A 16,750-nucleotide genomic window follows, 5' to 3' on the forward strand; every position below is an offset into this window, starting at 1 on the left:
GTCGGCGCTGGGCCTGCGCCCCCGGTCTGCTGCGGCGCTGGGTGTGACCGCGCTGGCAGGCCTGATGATGTTCCTGTGGCCGCTGTTCGTGAACCCGGGCACGGGTCCTACCCACGGCACCGATGGCCCACTCGTGTTCGTGGTGATACTGCCCCTGCTGATCGCCATCGTGCTGGCAGAGGTGGCTGACGGCGGGATCGACACCAAGGCGATCGCGATGCTCGGCGTGCTCTCGGCGATTGGCGCGGCCCTGCGCCCGGTAGGCGCCGGCGTGGCCGGCATCGAGACCGTGTTCTTCATGCTGGTGCTCGCCGGAAGGGTCTATGGCCCCGGCTTCGGCTTCGTGCTCGGCAACACCACGTTGTTCGCGTCGGCGCTGCTGACCGGGGGTGTGGGTCCCTGGTTGCCGTTCCAGATGCTTGCGGCGGGTTGGGCGGGCCTGGGCGCCGGCCTGCTGCCCGGGCGGGTCAAGGGGCGCTGGGAACTTGCGATGCTGGCTGCCTACGGGGCGTTCTGTGCCTATGCCTACGGCTTCCTGCTCAACATCTGGTTCTGGCCCTGGGCGATCGGTTCGGACACCGACTTGAGCTTCGTGGCCGGCGACGCCGTGCTCGAGAACCTGCACCGGTTCTTCCTGTTCACCGTTGCGAGCTCCACGCTCGGTTGGGACACGGGGCGGGCGATCACCAACGTGGTGGCGATCCTGGTGCTCGGCCCGTCCGTTCTGCTGGTGCTGCGCCGGGCGCACCACAAGGCCGCCTTCGAGGTCCCGACCCGCTTCGTTGGTGCTGAATCACCGTCACGGTGATTCAGCACCAACAGAGCACTACTGCAGTGGGTCGCCGTCGGGGCCGAGGCGGGGGCCATCGGACACGAAGCCCTGTGCCCATGCCCAACCCTCGACCGTGCCCTCGACCAGCGGGCCATCAGACGGGCCGGTCGGGGCGAAGTCCCATGCGCCGGCCGTGCTGGGCGCACGCCAGTAGGACCAGTAGCCGTCGGTCAGCCAGCAGTAGGGATAGCCCTCGACCGGCAGGCCCTCGAGCGTGCAGACGGTGCCCGGCTCGGCGTTGGCAGCGTTGGTGTTGATGGCGAGCCCTATTGCCAGCAGCGCGGCGAGGCCGCTCTCCTGGGGACCGATGGCGCAGCGCACGAGCTGCTCGTCGCTGAGGTCGGCGGTGAAGTCGACCACCACGGTGACTCCCGAGGAGTCGGGGCACGGCCCGTCGGTGTAGGTGGGGCCGCCGCCACCACCGGGTGCGGGTGCCACGCATGCGGATGCGACGGCTGCCACTGCGGCGAGGCCGCCGATGGCGAGTTGACGGAGTTTCATGTTTGCCTTTGGGTCCGGGACCTGATCGGGATCCCGTCCCGAGGGCTCCACTGCGCGGCGCCGTCGGTGCGAGCTCACGATCCGCAGTCCTCGACGGATGTCTGAGCGACACTCCACGTCGGGCATTCCGACTCGTGGCGGCCGGAGCCGCCACCCACGGTTGCGGGACAGTGCCGGATTCAGACCGGCTTTCCCCTTCGTGGAGCGTGTCCGCAACGGTGCCGTCGCGGACGGTGCGACCATAACCAGTCCGGGGCGGCTGGGCAACCGGGTCGGCAAAGTGGATGCAGGCACCGATGGGCAATGGCCTAGGATGGGCGAGATGTCATGCCTCGAAGGCCACCGGGAGCGCCGCAGCGAAGCGGTAGTGATCATTCGGTAGCGCGCGTCGATCCCGGCGTGCGCTTGTAACCGTCCCTCGGGGCGGTTTTCTTTTGTCCCGGCGGCCTTTGGGCCCGAACCCCAACAACACGAGCACAGGAACAGCAATGACCCACAAGATCGGCGTCATCGGAGGCGACGGAATCGGCCCCGAAGTGGTCGCGGAGGCACTCAAGGTGCTTGACGCGACGGGAGTTGGCGTGGAGCTGACCGACTACGACCTCGGTGCACACCGCTACCTCGAGGACGGAACCGTGCTGCCCGACGACACCCTCGAAGAGTGGCGTGGCCTCGACGCGATCCTGCTCGGGGCCGTGGGCGACCCGGCTCCCGGTGTGGCCGCGCCCCCGGGGCTGGTCGAGCGCGGGATCCTGCTGAAGATGCGCTTCGGCATGGACCAGTACATCAACCTGCGTCCGTTCCGCCTCACCGACAAGGTCGACTTCGAGGTAATCCGGGAGAACACCGAGGGCACCTATGCCGGCGAGGGCGGCTTCCTGCGAAAGGGCACGCCGCACGAGATCGCCACCCAGGGGTCGGTCAACACCCGCATGGGCGTGGAGCGCTGCATACGCTTCGCCTTCGAGCGGGCCATGGGTACCGAGCGCCGCCAACTGCACCTGGTCCACAAGAAGAACGTGCTCACCTTCGCCGGTGACCTGTGGCAGCGCACCTTCGACGAGGTGGCAGGCGACTACCCGGACGTAGCCACCGGCTACGACCACATCGACGCGGCATGCATCCACTTCGTGGAGCGGCCCGAGCGCTACGACGTGATCGTGACCGACAACCTCTTCGGCGACATCCTCACCGACCTCGGTGGAGCTGTGGCCGGCGGGGTGGGCTTCGCAGCTTCGGCCAATCTCAATCCTGCCCGCACGGGGCCCAGCATGTTCGAGCCGGTGCACGGCACCGCCCCCGACATCGTGGGTGAGAACAAGGCCAACCCGACCGCCGCCATCGTGTCGCTGGGGCTGATGCTCGAGCACCTCGGCGAGGCCGAGGCGGCGGCGGCGGTAGCCACTGCATGTGACCAGCCCGAGCGCTTCGCGGGCACGACCAGCGAAATCGGCGACACGATCGCGAAGGCTGTCGCCAACAGCTAGACAGACCAACAGGATCGCCACGGGCAGGCTCTGCCGGTGGCCACAACTGAGACGGCCGCAGCGGAGCAGGGCCCCGCCTGGCGGAGGAGGTGGGCGTGGTGCACAGCACCGAATGCCCACCGGGAAAGGAACAGACAATGCCGATCGAACCGACGAACAACATCTGGATGAACGGGGAGTTGGTTCCCTGGGAGCAGGCGACGACCCACGTGCTGTCGCACACCTTGCACTACGGCACGGGCGTGTTCGAGGGCATTCGTGCCTACGAGACTGCGGACGGCCCGGGCATCTTCAGGCTCACAGAGCACATGCAGCGCCTTCACGACTCGGCGCAGATCATGATGATGGACTTGCCCTACACCGTGGAGGAGTTGGTCGAAGGCGCCAAGCAGGTCGTGCGCGACTCGGGGCTGCAGAGCTGCTACATCCGCCCGATCGCCTACTTCGGATACGGCGAGATGGGCCTCAACACGTTGCCGTGTGAGGTCGACGTGGCCATCGCCTGTTGGCCCTGGGGCGCCTATCTCGGCGACGACGCCGTCACCAAGGGTGTGAGCATGAAGATCAGCTCGTGGACCCGTCACGACCACAACACGATGCCCCCGGCATCGAAGACCACCGGCAACTACGTCAACTCGTCACTCGCCAAGGTCGAGGCTCTGAAGGCCGGCTACGACGAGGCCATCATGCTCAACCCCCAGGGCCTAGTGTCGGAATGCACCGGTGAGAACATCTTCGTGGCCCGGGGTGGCCGACTCGTCACGCCACCCATCTCGGCGGGTGCGCTGGAAGGCCTGACCCAGGACACGGTCATGGCGATCGCGGAGGACCACGGGTTCGAGGTCATCGTGTCCGACCTGGCCCGGTCCGATGTGTACATCGCCGAGGAGATGTTCGTGTGTGGCACTGCGGCCGAGGTGAGTGCCGTCAACTCGGTTGACCACCGACCCATCCCGTGCCCGGGCCCGATGACCAAGGCGATCGCCGAGGACTACGCCAAGTGCGTGCGGGGTGAGCTTCCCCGCTACAAGGACTGGGTGGAGCTCGTCTGATGGCTCCTGACGAGTTGGCTGGAGCGGCGGACCTGCCCGACGTGGGCGCGGTGCCGGGCATGGCCGAGTCGGTGGAGGTCTTCGACACCACGCTTCGAGACGGCGCGCAGTTCGAGGGCATCTCGCTGACCGTCGAGGACAAGCTGCGTGTGGCCGAGCAGCTCGACTGGCTCGGCGTCGACTGGATCGAGGGCGGCTACCCGCAGGCCAACCCCAAGGATGCCGAGTTCTTTCGCCGCGCCGCCGCGGGTGAGCTCGAACTGGACACGGCCACCCTGGTGGCTTTCGGCTCCACGCGGCGGGTGGCCGGCAAGGTCGACGAGGACACCACGCTGAAGGCGTTGGTCGAGGCGGGCACATCCACCGTGTGCATCGTGGGCAAGAGCTCGGAGTACCACGTGACCGAGGCCTTGCGCACCGATCTCGACGAGGGAGTCGCGATGGTGGGCGACTCGGTGGAGTTCCTCGCGGGGCAGGGCAAGCGCGTGCTGTTCGACGCCGAACACTTCTTCGACGGCTACAAGGCCAACCCGGCCTTCTCGCTGCGTGTCCTGGAAGCGGCGGCGATGAACGGCGCCGAGTGTCTCGTGCTCTGTGACACCAACGGTGGCAGCCTGCCCCACGAGGTGCAGCGCATTACCAGCGAAGTCGTGTCGTACTTCGACGGACTGCGCATCGGCATCCACACGCAGAACGACACCGGCTGCGCTGTTGCCAACACTGTGGCGGCGGTGGTCGGCGGGGCCGGACACATACAGGGCACCGTCAACGGCTACGGCGAGCGCACGGGCAACGCCAATCTGATGACGGTCGTGCCCGACCTCACCCTGAAGCTCGGTGTGCGGACGCTGCCGGAGGGGCGCATCGAGCGGCTCACGGCTGTCAGCCGACACGTCGCCGAGCTCGTGAACCTTCCTCCTCATCCCGCGGACCCGTACGTGGGCACTTCGGCGTTCGCCCACAAGGGCGGGCTGCACACGAGCGCCCTCGCCCGCTCGGGTGGCGCATCCTACGAGCACATAGACCCGGCGGTGGTGGGCAACCACACGCGCGTCCTCGTGTCCGACCTGGGTGGGCGCGCCGGCATGGGCATGAAGGCCAGGGAGTTCGGCGTCGAGCTCGACGACCGTGCCTCGGCGGCACTCTCGGAGCAGGTGGCCGAGCTTGAGTCCCAGGGGTACGTGTTCGAGGCGGCCGACGCCTCACTCGAGCTTCTCATGCGACGCGCGACGGGTTGGGAGCAGCCATACTTCGACCTCGAGGCCTACCGGGTGTCGAGCTACCACCGCGAGGGCAACGCGTCGCCGTCGGACACGGTCGACCTCGCCACCGAGGCCACGATCAAGGTCTGGGTGGGCGATGAGAGGATCGCGGCCGTGGGTGAGGGCAATGGCCCCGTCAACGCGCTTGACGAGGCGCTGCGCGAGGCCCTTGGCAACCACTGGCCGGCGCTGTCGGGAATCCACCTCACCGACTTCAGGGTGCGGGTGCTCGACGGCCCGTCGGGGCCAGGAGCTGCCGACACGGCCGCAGTGGTGCGGGTGCTGGTGGAGCACTCCGACGGTGAGGACGCGTGGACGACCATCGGCGTGTCTCCCAACGTGATCGAGGCCTCCTGGGAGGCCCTTGTCGACGGCATGGTCTATGGACTGCTGCGCCACGACCTCGCCGGGATAGGTTGATCCCATGGGTGCCCCCGAGTACGTGCCGGTCGACCGAACGAGGACCCTTCGCTCCTACAGTTCGCCTCCGAGGCGCCCCGGTTCATGGAAGGCCGACCGACCCGGAGAGGTCGTCGGCCGCCAGCCCGAGGGAGAACGGCTTGGCACGCCCGGCCCCGACCAGGGTTACGCCATCACGCTGGCCAACCGCCTGAGCGGCGGCCTGAAGCTCACCGATGGGGAACACGAGGCCGACGTGCTGGCAGGTGGGGCGGCCATTGCGATGAAGCGATCCGGTCTGTTCGGGCGCGGGCCGATGCTCGCAGATGTCGAGGCGGCGCTGACCCCGTGGGGCTACTTCGATGCAGCAGCACCAGATGACCTGGTGGCTGTTCGACGCTCGATGTTCGAGGAGATCCACCACGCGCACCACTACGTCGCGCGAAGGGCTTTGGTCGACTCGGTTCCCGGAGAGTTGCTCACCCAGAGCCTTGATGACATAGAGGTCGCCTATGCCGAGGGCTGGAGGGACTGTCTCGACCTCGAAGCCTGATCGGGCCGCACTCCATGGTCCGGGCGTTCGGGGTCAGGCCGTGATCTCGACCTGGGTGCCGACCGGCAACTGGTCATAGAGGAGTTCCACGACCTCGTTGGGCATGCGCACACAGCCATTGGACGCGGCCTGGCCGATCAGATCAGGTCGCGACGTGCCATGCATGGCGATCACCGGCACTCCGTCGCTGAACCGGTCCAGCTGCTCGCTGTAGACATTGAGCGGCAACATCCGGGTGCCGTAGGCGGCGCTGGGAGTCCGGTCGCTCTTGTCGGTGATGTAGAACCGGCCGGTGGGCGTGCGGCGGCTGTCGTTGCCGATCACCACGAGCGTCTCGGCGATCGCCTCGCTGCCCTTGTATGCGACCAGCCGGCGCTCGCTGAGATCGAGCTCGACGCGGTAGTCGTGCTGGCTGAGGTCGACCTGTGAGGTGTCGATGTAGCCGCGGGTGCCGTTGGGTCGCACCGGGATCATCACCTCGGCCCAATTGCCTCGCTGCTCGGTGACGAGCATCGAGAACGGCTGGCTGAACGGCGGCGACGACGGGTTCGAGAACTCCCATCCGAACGGTGTCCTGTAGCGGCCGACGATTGGCAGGTCGGGGTTGGGGAGCGCCTTGGCGTCGGGGAACTCGGCCGCACTCGCCGGCAGTTCGGGGGCTTCCCACACGATGGCGGGCTCGAGGGCCTCCCAGTCGGGTGGCGGCGCCTCCCACACGATGACGTTGTCGACTCCCGGCTTGGCGGTTGCCACCTGGCTCACCGCAGCCGGTCGTGTCTCCGGCATGGTGGTCGAGGTGGCCGTCGTCTCGGTGGTGGCCCGCCGCGGTGAGTCCAGGGTCGTGGAGCTCGGGGCGCTGCTGCTCCGGTCGAACAGGAACCACGCGCCGGTGATCACGAGTACCGCGAGTGCTCCTGCGGCGATGCCGACGAAGGGCTTGGGGCGCTTGTCGTCCATCCTCGCCTCCGTTGCGGCCTAGGCCCTTATCTCGACCTGGGTGCCGACCGGCAACTGGTCGTAGAGGAGCTCCACGACCTCATTGGGCATGCGCACACAACCGTTGGACTCGGCCTGTCCGATCAGTGAGGGGTCGCTGGTCCCGTGCATGGCGATCACCGGCACGCCGTCGTCCTCACCGAAGCGGTCCAGCTGCTCGCTGTAGCCATTGAGCGGCAACATGTGTGACCCGTAGAAGCTGCTCGGCGTCTCGTCGGTCTTGTCGGTCACGTAGAAGCGCCCCGTGGGTGTGCGGGTGGCGTCCTTGCCGATGACAACCAGCGTGTCCATGATCACGTCGTTGCCCTGGTATGCAACGAGTTGGCGGTCGCTGAGGTCGAGCTCGACGCGGTAGTCGTGTTGGCTGAGGTCGACCTGTGAGGTGTCGATGTAGCCGCGGGTGCCGTTGGGCCGCACCGGCATCAAGACCTCGGCCCAGTCGCCGCGCTGCTCTGTGACCAGCATCGTGAACGGCTGGTCGAACGGCGTCGGATTGGAGAACTCCCATCCGGTCGGAGTCTTGTAGCGACCTTCGATCCGGTAGTCCTCGCGGGGTAGTGCAGCCCGGTCGAACTCCTCCTGGCTGGCGGGCAGCTCCGGCGCCTCCCACATCACCGCGGGCCCCATCGTGTCCCAGCCGATCGGTGGCTGTTGGTCGACCACGACCGTGGAGACATCGGGCTTGGCGGTTGCCACCTGGCTCACCAGCGCCGGGCGGACCTGGGGGTCTGTGCTCGGAGCGGGAGCGGCGCTGGTGACGGTCGTGGTCGGCGCGTTGGCCGGTTCATCGCTGCGAACGAACAGCAACCACCCGAGCAGGGCGAGCACCGCCACGACGGCAGCAGCGGCGACCACCCTGTTGCGGTCAAGACCGGCGGCTGCTGCTTCGGCCGCGGGATCCTCGGGCTGCTCGGACCCTTCGATGTCGTCAGCGGAATCGCTGCCACCGCGACGTCTGCGGACAACTGCGGCGGCCGCCATCTCGGCGACACCGGCCTTCGTGTGCGTACCGGCGTCGCTGTCCTCGGGGTCGGGTCCGTCCTGGGGGACGTTTTCATCCTCGGAATCGGTTCCAGAATCGTCTTCGGGGGGCATGGTTGGCGTTGTCTCCAGGAAGGACGCGTGAAATGCGTCGCCTCAAGGCTATTGCCACAGCGGAACCCGGCCCAGCAGGTGAATCTTCCCAGCCTGAGAACCTCAGCAGGTGGGCATGGGCCGGGCTTGTCCCATCGGCGATCAGAGGGCGGTGCGGGCGCAACCCACGGTCCCTCACGTCGGGGGCGTCGCTCATCTCCCCGGCTCACTTGGGTCCGCCCGGCTTTGGGTAGCCTTCCTGCGGTGTCCGATCCGATCCGAGTCCGATTCGCCCCTGCACCCACCGGCTACCTGCACCTCGGCAGCGCCCGAACGGCGCTGTTCAACTGGATGGCAGCGCGCCAGATGGGTGGTCAGTTCCTGCTGCGGATCGAGGACACCGATGTCGAACGCTCGCAGCAGGAGATGATCGACGTGATCCTGGTGGCGTTGTCGTGGATGGGCCTCGACTGGGATGGCCCGGTCGTGCGCCAGTCCGAGTTCGCCGATGCGCATCGCCAGGCCGTGGACCAGCTCGTTCTGGATGGCCACGCCTACTGGTCCACCCCGGTCCCGGAGGGCGAGCGTGACCGCACCGGTGGCAAGGCCTGGGACCCGGCCGACCGTGACCGCGACCTGGGTCCCGGTGACGGCAGGGCCGTGCGATTCAAGGTGCCCGACTCGGGCAGCGTGGCCTGGCACGACCTGATCCGCGGCGAGGTGAGCTTCGAGAACGAGAACCTCGAGGATTTCGTGGTGGCCCGGGCCGACGGCTCGCCCACCTTCTTCCTGGCCAATTGCGTCGACGATCACGAGATGGGCGTCACCCATGTGATCCGTGGGGAGGACCTGCTCAACGTCACACCCAAGCAGCTGCTGTTGCGGTCCGCCCTCGGCTATCCGGGCCAGCCCACCCAGGCTCACCTTCCGCTGATCGTCAACGAACAGCGCAAGAAGCTGTCCAAGCGACGCGATGACGTGTCGCTGCTCGACTACCGCGAGCGGGGATTCCTGCCCGACGCCATGTTCAACTATCTGGCATTGCTCGGCTGGGGTCCGCCCGACGGGGTCGAGGTCCGCACCGATGCCCGCACCCATTTTCCGTCGCTGTTCGCGGTGGCCGACATCAACTCGTCGCCTGCTGCGTTCGACCCGAAGAAGCTGCTTCACGTCAACGCCGAGCACCTGAGGGCCCACTCGGTGGACGAGTTCGCCGAGCTCTCACGACCGTTCATCATGGAAGCACCGTGGGCCGACCGATACGACTCCAAGGTGTTCACCGAGATGGCACCCGAGGTGCAGACCCGGGTGGAGACACTCGCGGAGGTGCCCGGCTACGTCGATTTCCTGTTCCTCGAGGCCCCCGAGATCGTGGAGGCCGACTGGAACAAGGCGATGGTGCCAGACGCTCCGGCGTGGCTGGATGCGGTGATCGAGGGCCTGGCCGAATGGGAATTCGATTCGGAGACCCTGCACGAGCGAACCTTCGCCCTGGCCGAGGAGCTGGGCGCCAATCGCCGCAAGTTCCAGGCGCCGATCCGCGTCGCCCTGACCGGGCGGCGCGTGGGTCCGCCGCTGTTCGAGTCGATGGCCCTGCTCGGCCGCGACGAGGTCCTGGCGCGCCTGCGGGTGGCCCGTGAGCGCCTCGGTGAGTCCGACGGCTGACAAGCCCGCTCCCGGGGCTGTGCGAAAGCGGCACTGGCTGCGCTGGACCGTTCTCGGGTCGGGCGCGCTCGCTGCCGCGTACCTGCTCTGGACGGTGCTGACGGTCGTGTTCGCGGCGGGGGAGGACAACCGTGGGACCACCGACGCGATCGTGGTTCTGGGCGCAGCCCAGTACGACGGAACTCCCTCTCCGGTGTTGCAGACCCGCCTCGATCACGCACTCGAGTTGTACGAGCAGGGCGTGGCGCCCGAGATCGTGCTGACCGGCTCGAAGCAGGAGGCCGACCGGTTCACCGAGGCCTACGCCGGGTTCACCTATCTGCTCGGCCGAGGAGTGCCCGAAGACGCCATGGCAGTGGTGACCGATGGGACATCCACGTACGAATCGCTGGCTGCGACCGCTCGCGTGCTCGAAAGGGAGGGATCCGACGCCGTGACGCTCGTATCCGACGGCTTTCACAACAGGCGCCTGCAGGGCATCGCGTCGGAACTGGGGCTGACAGCAGAGGTTTCCCCGAGCAGTTCCGGCCTGACGGTGGACCGGGTGGCGAGGGAGTCCGCCGTGGTGGCCGTGGGGGAGCTGATCGGGTTCCGCCGCCTGCAACGATTTTCCTAGGTTCTGGCACGATCGGGTATCGTGACCCGGCGCCCTTTGGCAGCATCACCTTTCGGGGGTGGTGTAATAGGCAACACAGCTGGTTCTGGTCCAGTCGTTGGGGGTTCGAGTCCTCCCCCCCGAGCGCAACAAGATCGCCGCCGTCTAGCGATGGTGGGCGTGACCAAGCCCCCATCGTCTAGCGGCCTAGGACACCACCCTCTCAAGGTGGCGGCACGGGTTCGAATCCCGTTGGGGGTGCGCACCGAAAGCCCTGCAATCGCAGGGCTTTCGCCATTTCAACGTCGCGCATTGGTCGTTCCGCGCTGTCCTCGCCACGTCTTGTTGGGCGCGTCCTGTGACTGCTCGATGATGTCGCAGTGCTGTGGAGCGCATGGGGCAGCTGGATGACCGGAGATCGACGGGCAGTCGGGTGGCGCGGGGGAGTGTGGGTGGGGGCGGGTCAGCCGGTGGAGGCGGCGCGGGCGCCGCGGAGCAGCTCGCTCGTCTGGTCGGCGTTCAGCGGCCTGGCGAAGAGGTAGCCCTGGGCCAGGTCACAGCCGAGCATCTCCAGGGCATAGCGCTGGTCCTCGGTCTCCACGCCTTCGGCCACCACGCCCATGCCGAGGGTGTGGGCCAGTTGGGTGATGGCGCCGACCAGCGAGTTGCCGGTGGGGGTCTCGACCTCGTCCACGAACTGGCGGTCGACCTTGAGGGTGTCCAGGGGGAACTTCTGGAGGTGTGACAGCGACGAATGACCGGTGCCGAAGTCGTCGAGCGCGAGGGCGACGCCGAGGTTGCGGATCTGGGCGAGCCGGCGGGCCGCCATCACCGGGTCCTGCATGAGGGCACTCTCGGTGATCTCGAGGGTCAGCCGGGCCGGGTTCATGTTGGTGGCGTGCAGGATCTCCGCGATGCGGTGGGTCAGCCTGTCATCGAGCAGCTGGCGGGGCGCGAGGTTCACCGACACTGACGGTGCCCAGTCCTCACCCACCATTTCCTGCCATTGCCCGGCCTCGGCACACGCCACTTCGAGAACGTGCTCACCGATCTCGTCGATCAGGTCTGATTCCTCGGCGAGTGGAATGAACTGCAGTGGCAACAGCAGGCCCTGTTCGGGGTGGTGCCAACGCACGAGGGCTTCGAGGGAACGGATGGCTCCCGTGTGCGTCTCGACCACTGGCTGGTAGTGCACCACCAGTTCGCCACGTGCTGCAGCGCCGCGCAGCCTCGAGGCCACCTCCAGTCGACGGACGGCCTCGTCGTGCATCTCCTCCACGTAGGTCATGAAGCGGTTGCGGCCCTCCTGCTTGGCCACGTACATGGCCAGCTCCGCGTTTCGGATCAGGTCTTCGGTCGAGGCCTGCGCCGCCCCGTAGGCGATGCCAATGCAGGCATCGGCAGACATCGACCGTCCGGCGACGGTGATGGGCTCACCGAGCGCTGACAGGATTCGTCGGGCCACCTCCTCGGCATCCGCGCGCTCGGCGAAGCGGCGCACGAGTACGGCGAACTCGTCACCGCCGAGCCGGGCGACAGTGTCCTGCGTGCGCACGCAGTCGCGCAGCCGTCTGGCCACCTCCACGAGCATCTCGTTGCCGGCGGAGTGGCCGAGGCTGTCGTTGACGGTCTTGAACGAGTCGAGCTCCACGAAGAGCACTGCGAGGCGGTCCTCGGGGAGAGTCATCGATTGCGCTGCCTCATCCACCCGACGCCTGAACAGTGCACGGTTCGCCAGGCCCGTGAGCTCGTCGTGTGTCGCCTGGTGCTCCAGTTCGGCCTGCAGGGCCCTCTTCGCGGTCACATCCCTGAAGCTCCAGACCCGCCCGATGGTGCGGCCGTCGAGGCGCTGGGGCCGGCTGTCGCGTTCAATCACCCGTCCGTCCAGGAACTCGATCACGTCATGGCTCTCCTGTTCGGGGTTGTCATAGAGGGCGGCTGCCTTGGACATGAACGCCTCGGGGTCGATCACGTGGCGGGACACGTGGTTGCGCATTGCGAGCGCCGAATGCGAGTCGATGACGTCGGGGGGCATGTTCCACATCTCGACGAAGCGCTCGTTGTAGCCGGTCACTGCCCCCGACAGGTTCACGGCCAAGACTCCTTCGGCGGTGGCGTCGAGCGTCGCGGCGAGCAACGAGTTGGTGTGGCGCACGTCCTCTTCGGCCCGCGCCCGTCGGCTCACATCGTGGATCGACACGACAATCGCCTCGACGGTCGGGTCGTCGAGCAGGTTCGCGAGCTCGAGCTGCGTGGCGAGACTGGAGCCATCGGCACACGTCAGGGTGACGTCCACATGGCGGCGCAACCCCTCGCGTGTGTCCCCCGGTGACATCTGGCTGAGCACGTCTTCGATGGCCTGCGCGTCGGCGCCCTTGGCGAGCACGCTCAGCGGCCGACCTTCCAGCCATTCCTGGTCGACCCCGAACGCGCGTGTGAGCGCTGCCGAACTCGAGGTGACAGTGCCGTTCGCATCGAGAAGCAGAGTGGGTGGTGCGGCGTTCTGCAGGATCACCCGGAAGCGCTCGGTGTGGTCGCCTGCCAGTTCCCACCTGCGGCGTTCGGTGAGATCCCGCAGAACCATGAGGATGCTGTCGCCGACCGGGGTGCCCACCAGTTCGACGGTGTGCCAGCCGTCGGCTGCCCTGACCCGCAGCTCGATGGGCGTGCCCACCTTCTTGCCGACGACGCTCTCGAGGGAGGTGAGCGCCACGCCGACATCGTCGGGATGCACGAACTCGAGAGCGTTGAGTCCGATCGAACTCTCCAACGTCCGCCCGAACAGGTGCGCCGCAGCCTGGTTGCCCCAGGTGAGGTTTGCTTCGGAGTCCACGAGGATCACCGCGTCCGGCAGGGCGTCCACCAGTTCGCCAAGCTCTGACGCGGCCCAGGCTTGCTCCATTGCACCGCATCGGTACCGATTCGAGATGTCCTGAGATACAAATGCGCGTGTTTCTGGATGCGACAACCGCGCCTTCGGAGGAGGTGGGTTTCTGGCGGGAACTCCGTTCGAGTGCTGGAATGTCGGGACCTGCAGGTGGCGGGCGGACCGGGGGACGGTGTCGTGATCGAACTTGGTTCGCCAAATTGGTTGCTGGCGCTCGCTCTGGCGGCACTGGCAGGAGTGCTCGTATGGCTGCTGAAGCGCTACCTCGGCGGCAAGGCCGTGTGGCGCTACGACCCCAAGGCCGCCTGGCTGCGGGGCTGTGCATTCTTCTGCGCAGGGTGGGCGATAGCGGCCGCGGCCGGCACGCTCAGCACGATCGCAGACAACCCGCTCGTGTTCGCCGGCCAGGGTTCGGACTGGCTGTGGGTGGCTTCCACCGCCGTGATCGTGGCGGTCGTCTTCGTCGGCTATTGGATCATCTGGCCGATCGGCACCCAGTCCCACGGTCGCAAGGTCGTGTTCCCCGACACGATCGTGTTCGGCCTGCTGTGGGGCCTGACCCAGGGGTTGCTGTTCGCCAGTGCCTGGATCACCCTCAAGCGCATCGTCGACCCCCTCCTCGGCGACGATGTGGCCGGCGAGATCGTGCTGGCATTGCTCACGATCCTCGTGCTGTCGCTCTACCAGGGCCTCTGGCACGCTCTGTATTGGGACGTGCACGTATCACCCGAGCACAACGTGATCGACTGGAACACCCGCAAGGTGGCGATCGTCCACAATCCCAACCTGATCCTCACCACGATCTGGGTGACGCACTACGGCAACGTGGGGCTGTGGGTGCTGGTCGAGACCCTGGCTCTTCTCGGGTCCTGCGTGACGATGCCGTTCCCGACGTTCCGCCGGCCGCTGCCGGCGGATCCGATCGGCCCAGAGCTGGCGGCACCGACCGACGATCCGGCCGACCTGCACGGCAAGACCGTGGTGATCACCGGCGCTGCCAATGGCATCGGCCGCCGGGTGGCCGCCGGACTCGCCGCCCGGGGAGCCCGGATCGTCGTGGTCGACGTCGACGGTGAAGGGGCGTCACTCACAGCCGACGAGCTGGCGCGTTCACATGACGTCGACACGCTCGTCGTCACCGGTGACCTCGGCTCCGCAACCGACGTGCGCCGCATGGCCGCAGAGGTGCTCGAGTCGTGCTCGCGGATCGACGTGCTGATCAACAACGCCGGGGTGTTCCGACCTGGGTACGCCGAGAACGACGACGGTCATGAGCTCACGATGGCAGTCAATCACCTCGGCTCGTTCCTGTTCACGCAGCTCCTGCTCGATCGGCTGGTCACCTCCGGTGCGCGGGTCCTTTTCGTGTCCTCCGACGCCCACCGCCAGGCCAGGGGCATCACCTGGGACGACATGAACTCCACCGCAGCCTGGAAGGGCAAGACTGTCAACAACAGCGCGGGCTTCGCCGCCTACAACCACTCGAAGCTGGCTCTGACCGCCACAGCCATGGAGCTGGCCGATCGCACGGCGGACACACCGATGACGGTCAATGTGCTGACTCCCGGGGCGCTGGTACCGACAGGCATATACGACGACCTGACCGGCTGGTTCGCAGCGTTCGTTGCGGTGCTGCGTCCAGTACTGCGTGACGTCGACAAGGCGTCCATGACGCCTGTGTACCTGGCCTCGTCGCCGGAGGTCGAGGGCGTGACCGGCTGGTACTGGCAGGACGTGCGGCCCAAGCGAGAGTCGGCTGTGGCTCAGGACCCCGAGGTCCGCCGCCTCCTCTGGGAATGGTCGGTCGACGCAGTCGGCCTCAGCACCGAGGGCGAGGCTCCAACCCCGCAGGGCTGAGCAGCAAAATGGCGGGCACACTCACGCCTCGGACGGAGTCGACGAGGGGCGTGGCCCACCGAGCTGTTCGCGACCGGATCGGTCGGGCGCGATGTCCGCGTCGGAGCTGGCTTCGGTGTCGATCAGGATTCCGCGTCGGCGTGCTCGGCGCTGGCTGCTTCCAGCTCGCCGAAGGCATCGAGGATGTCGGCCAGCAGCCCATCCAGACCGGGCACGAGGTCGGGGCAGGCGATGAGCCCGACGTCGAGCCGGCCGTTGTGTGACAGCACGGTCACGTTGAGTCCGGAGCCTTCCATCAGCGGGCCGAAAGGGTAGAGGCCCACGACTTCACCGCCTGCCATGTACATGGGCATGTCGGGCCCCGGCACGTTGGACACGATCAACGTGTGAGCCGGCGGTGTGCGGTCTGCGATCCCGGCACGGGTCCAGGCCGACATGCCGAACGACAGCACCACCGGCGGGATCAGGTCGACGAGGTCGCCGAGCATCTCGGGGCCCATCGCCCCCTGGATCGACTTGGCCCCCGAGGCGCTGCGCTGCACGGCCTTGAGCCTCTCCACGGGGTCGTCGAGCTGCACCGGCAGGTGCACGAACATGTTCGACACCTGGTTGGTCGAGGTGTCGCCGCCCTCGTTGTGCACCGACACGGGCACCGCTGCGACGAGCGGCTCATCGGGCAGTTCATGGTGTTCGAGAAGAAAGCCGCGCAGCCCGGTTGCCACCGAGGCGAGCACCACGTCGTTGACGGTGACACCGAAGCTGCGCTTCAGCTCCTTGACTTCCCGCAGGGGTGTGGAACCGAAGGCGACCGCACGGCGGGGTGTGAGCGATGCGTTGATTCGCGTACGGGGTGCTCCGAACGGCGCGGCGTGTTCCTCACCGGCGCCCCGGCCCGTCACGAATGCGTCCGCTGTGCGCAGGATGGACGATCCGGTGCGCCGGGCGGCACGCAGGGGGCGCATGGGGTCCGAAATGCGGTCGGCGGCTGCCTCCAGCACGGTCTCGGTGGTAGTGGGAACACCGAGCGGCTGGCTCGGTGCCGGCTTCGTCGCCTCGCCGCGCTCTGCGGGGGCGTCGGCGGTGAGGTCGAGGAGGTCGGCCATGATGCCCACCCCCGTGATGCCGTCGATCATCGTGTGGTGCAGCTTCGCCACGAGGGCCGTACCGCCGTCGGCAAGCCCGTCGGCCCATGCCATCTCCCACAACGGCTTGCTGCGGTCGAGCGGGGTGGAGCAGAACTCGTCGAGGAACGTGCGGAAGTGATGCTCGGGCTGGCCGTCGAAAGACCGGTGCACCAGGTGGTCGTCGACGTCGAGGTCCGGGTCTTCGACGACCGCTGGATGATCGATGCCCAGAGGCACCTCCACCAGTCGCTGGCGCAGCGGTGGGAGGTGGTCGAGCCGCGCCAACAGGTAGTGGCGGAACTTCTCAAACGTCAGCTCATCCGGCGAGCTCGAGGGGTCGAGCAGCATCAGTCCGGTCACGTGCAGATGCTGGTTGGGACCCTCCAGGTAGAGAAACCAGCTGTCCGCCGCCGTGAGTCGCTCAGTGCCTGTCATGCACTGAGCGTACGCCGGGTCGTTCGGTACG

13 protein-coding genes, 2 tRNA genes and 1 riboswitch are annotated in these 16,750 nt (G+C 67.4%); of the genes, 10 read left to right on the forward strand and 5 right to left on the reverse strand.

Annotation, left to right across the window (positions count from 1 at the left end; all coding sequences use genetic code 11):
* The first annotated feature begins 64 nt into the window (after positions 1–64).
* On the forward strand, positions 65–808 hold the full coding sequence (locus GY812_01080; protein MCP4434079.1) for an ECF transporter S component: 744 nt from the start codon (positions 65–67) through the stop codon (positions 806–808).
* 18 nt (positions 809–826) lie between these two features.
* Here the strand turns inward: GY812_01080 and GY812_01085 are convergent, their stop codons facing one another.
* Positions 827–1,333, reverse strand: coding sequence for a hypothetical protein (locus tag GY812_01085; protein MCP4434080.1), 507 nt, complete (start codon positions 1,331–1,333; stop codon positions 827–829).
* Between the two features lie 99 nt (positions 1,334–1,432).
* Positions 1,433–1,568: riboswitch (cobalamin riboswitch) on the reverse strand.
* A 253-nt stretch (positions 1,569–1,821) separates the two neighbouring features.
* Between GY812_01085 and GY812_01090 the strand changes: the two genes are divergently transcribed.
* The 4 genes from GY812_01090 to GY812_01105 all read left to right on the forward strand — a co-directional run bounded on the left by GY812_01090 (position 1,822) and on the right by GY812_01105 (position 6,086).
* Positions 1,822–2,820, forward strand: coding sequence for a 3-isopropylmalate dehydrogenase (locus tag GY812_01090; GenBank protein ID MCP4434081.1), 999 nt, complete (start codon positions 1,822–1,824; stop codon positions 2,818–2,820).
* Positions 2,821–2,957: 137 nt separating this feature from the next.
* Positions 2,958–3,872 carry a branched-chain amino acid transaminase gene (locus GY812_01095; GenBank protein MCP4434082.1) on the forward strand — a complete coding sequence of 305 codons (915 nt, stop codon included), beginning with the start codon at positions 2,958–2,960 and terminating at the stop codon, positions 3,870–3,872.
* Between the two features lie 59 nt (positions 3,873–3,931).
* Entirely contained in the window at positions 3,932–5,554 is a 1,623-nt protein-coding gene (locus GY812_01100; GenBank protein MCP4434083.1) for a citramalate synthase, read from the forward strand.
* A gap of 4 nt (positions 5,555–5,558) precedes the next feature.
* On the forward strand, positions 5,559–6,086 hold the full coding sequence (locus tag GY812_01105) for a hypothetical protein (GenBank protein ID MCP4434084.1): 528 nt from the start codon (positions 5,559–5,561) through the stop codon (positions 6,084–6,086).
* Between the two features lie 33 nt (positions 6,087–6,119).
* Here GY812_01105 and GY812_01110 read toward each other — a convergent pair whose 3' ends face one another.
* Together GY812_01110 and GY812_01115 are read right to left on the reverse strand one after the other, a co-directional pair.
* On the reverse strand, positions 6,120–7,043 hold the full coding sequence (locus GY812_01110) for a L,D-transpeptidase (GenBank protein MCP4434085.1): 924 nt from the start codon (positions 7,041–7,043) through the stop codon (positions 6,120–6,122).
* 18 nt (positions 7,044–7,061) lie between these two features.
* Positions 7,062–8,177 carry a L,D-transpeptidase gene (locus GY812_01115; protein MCP4434086.1) on the reverse strand — a complete coding sequence of 372 codons (1,116 nt, stop codon included), beginning with the start codon at positions 8,175–8,177 and terminating at the stop codon, positions 7,062–7,064.
* Between the two features lie 255 nt (positions 8,178–8,432).
* Between GY812_01115 and GY812_01120 the strand changes: the two genes are divergently transcribed.
* From GY812_01120 to GY812_01135, 4 genes are all read left to right on the forward strand, one after another.
* Positions 8,433–9,821, forward strand: a complete 1,389-nt coding sequence (locus GY812_01120) for a glutamate--tRNA ligase (protein ID MCP4434087.1) — start codon at positions 8,433–8,435, stop codon at positions 9,819–9,821.
* The gene (locus GY812_01125) at positions 9,805–10,437 is read left to right on the forward strand and encodes a YdcF family protein (GenBank protein ID MCP4434088.1); all 633 of its coding nucleotides are present in this window, start codon (positions 9,805–9,807) and stop codon (positions 10,435–10,437) included. The genes GY812_01120 and GY812_01125 overlap by 17 nt, the downstream gene beginning before the upstream one ends.
* A gap of 52 nt (positions 10,438–10,489) precedes the next feature.
* Positions 10,490–10,561: transfer RNA gene (locus GY812_01130), tRNA-Gln, on the forward strand.
* Between the two features lie 43 nt (positions 10,562–10,604).
* Positions 10,605–10,677 (forward strand) — tRNA-Glu (locus tag GY812_01135).
* Positions 10,678–10,879: 202 nt separating this feature from the next.
* Here GY812_01135 and GY812_01140 read toward each other — a convergent pair.
* The gene (locus GY812_01140) at positions 10,880–13,318 is read right to left on the reverse strand and encodes an EAL domain-containing protein (GenBank protein ID MCP4434089.1); all 2,439 of its coding nucleotides are present in this window, start codon (positions 13,316–13,318) and stop codon (positions 10,880–10,882) included.
* 162 nt (positions 13,319–13,480) lie between these two features.
* Between GY812_01140 and GY812_01145 the strand changes: the two genes are divergently transcribed.
* Positions 13,481–15,160 (forward strand): SDR family NAD(P)-dependent oxidoreductase, encoded by a 1,680-nt coding sequence (locus GY812_01145; GenBank protein MCP4434090.1) that lies wholly within the window; start codon positions 13,481–13,483, stop codon positions 15,158–15,160.
* A gap of 122 nt (positions 15,161–15,282) precedes the next feature.
* Here GY812_01145 and GY812_01150 read toward each other — a convergent pair whose 3' ends face one another.
* Positions 15,283–16,719 (reverse strand): wax ester/triacylglycerol synthase family O-acyltransferase, encoded by a 1,437-nt coding sequence (locus tag GY812_01150; GenBank protein ID MCP4434091.1) that lies wholly within the window; start codon positions 16,717–16,719, stop codon positions 15,283–15,285.
* Positions 16,720–16,750: the final 31 nt, after the last annotated feature.

The sequence above is a fragment of the Actinomycetes bacterium genome, assembly GCA_024222295.1.
Lineage (GTDB): Bacteria > Actinomycetota > Acidimicrobiia > Acidimicrobiales > Microtrichaceae > JAAEPF01.

What these genes read in the sequence shown, in the direction of transcription:
- GY812_01095 (MCP4434082.1), top strand. Translation starts at nt 2,958, where the DNA reads ATGCCGATCGAACCGACGAACAACATCTGGATGAACGGGGAGTTGGTT.
- GY812_01150 (MCP4434091.1), bottom strand. Translation starts at nt 16,719, where the DNA reads ATGACAGGCACTGAGCGACTCACGGCGGCGGACAGCTGGTTTCTCTAC.
- GY812_01090 (MCP4434081.1), top strand. Translation starts at nt 1,822, where the DNA reads ATGACCCACAAGATCGGCGTCATCGGAGGCGACGGAATCGGCCCCGAA.
- GY812_01085 (MCP4434080.1), bottom strand. Translation starts at nt 1,333, where the DNA reads ATGAAACTCCGTCAACTCGCCATCGGCGGCCTCGCCGCAGTGGCAGCC.
- GY812_01100 (MCP4434083.1), top strand. Translation starts at nt 3,932, where the DNA reads ATGGCCGAGTCGGTGGAGGTCTTCGACACCACGCTTCGAGACGGCGCG.
- GY812_01115 (MCP4434086.1), bottom strand. Translation starts at nt 8,177, where the DNA reads ATGCCCCCCGAAGACGATTCTGGAACCGATTCCGAGGATGAAAACGTC.
- GY812_01140 (MCP4434089.1), bottom strand. Translation starts at nt 13,318, where the DNA reads ATGGAGCAAGCCTGGGCCGCGTCAGAGCTTGGCGAACTGGTGGACGCC.
- GY812_01110 (MCP4434085.1), bottom strand. Translation starts at nt 7,043, where the DNA reads ATGGACGACAAGCGCCCCAAGCCCTTCGTCGGCATCGCCGCAGGAGCA.
- GY812_01080 (MCP4434079.1), top strand. Translation starts at nt 65, where the DNA reads ATGATGTTCCTGTGGCCGCTGTTCGTGAACCCGGGCACGGGTCCTACC.
- GY812_01105 (MCP4434084.1), top strand. Translation starts at nt 5,559, where the DNA reads ATGGGTGCCCCCGAGTACGTGCCGGTCGACCGAACGAGGACCCTTCGC.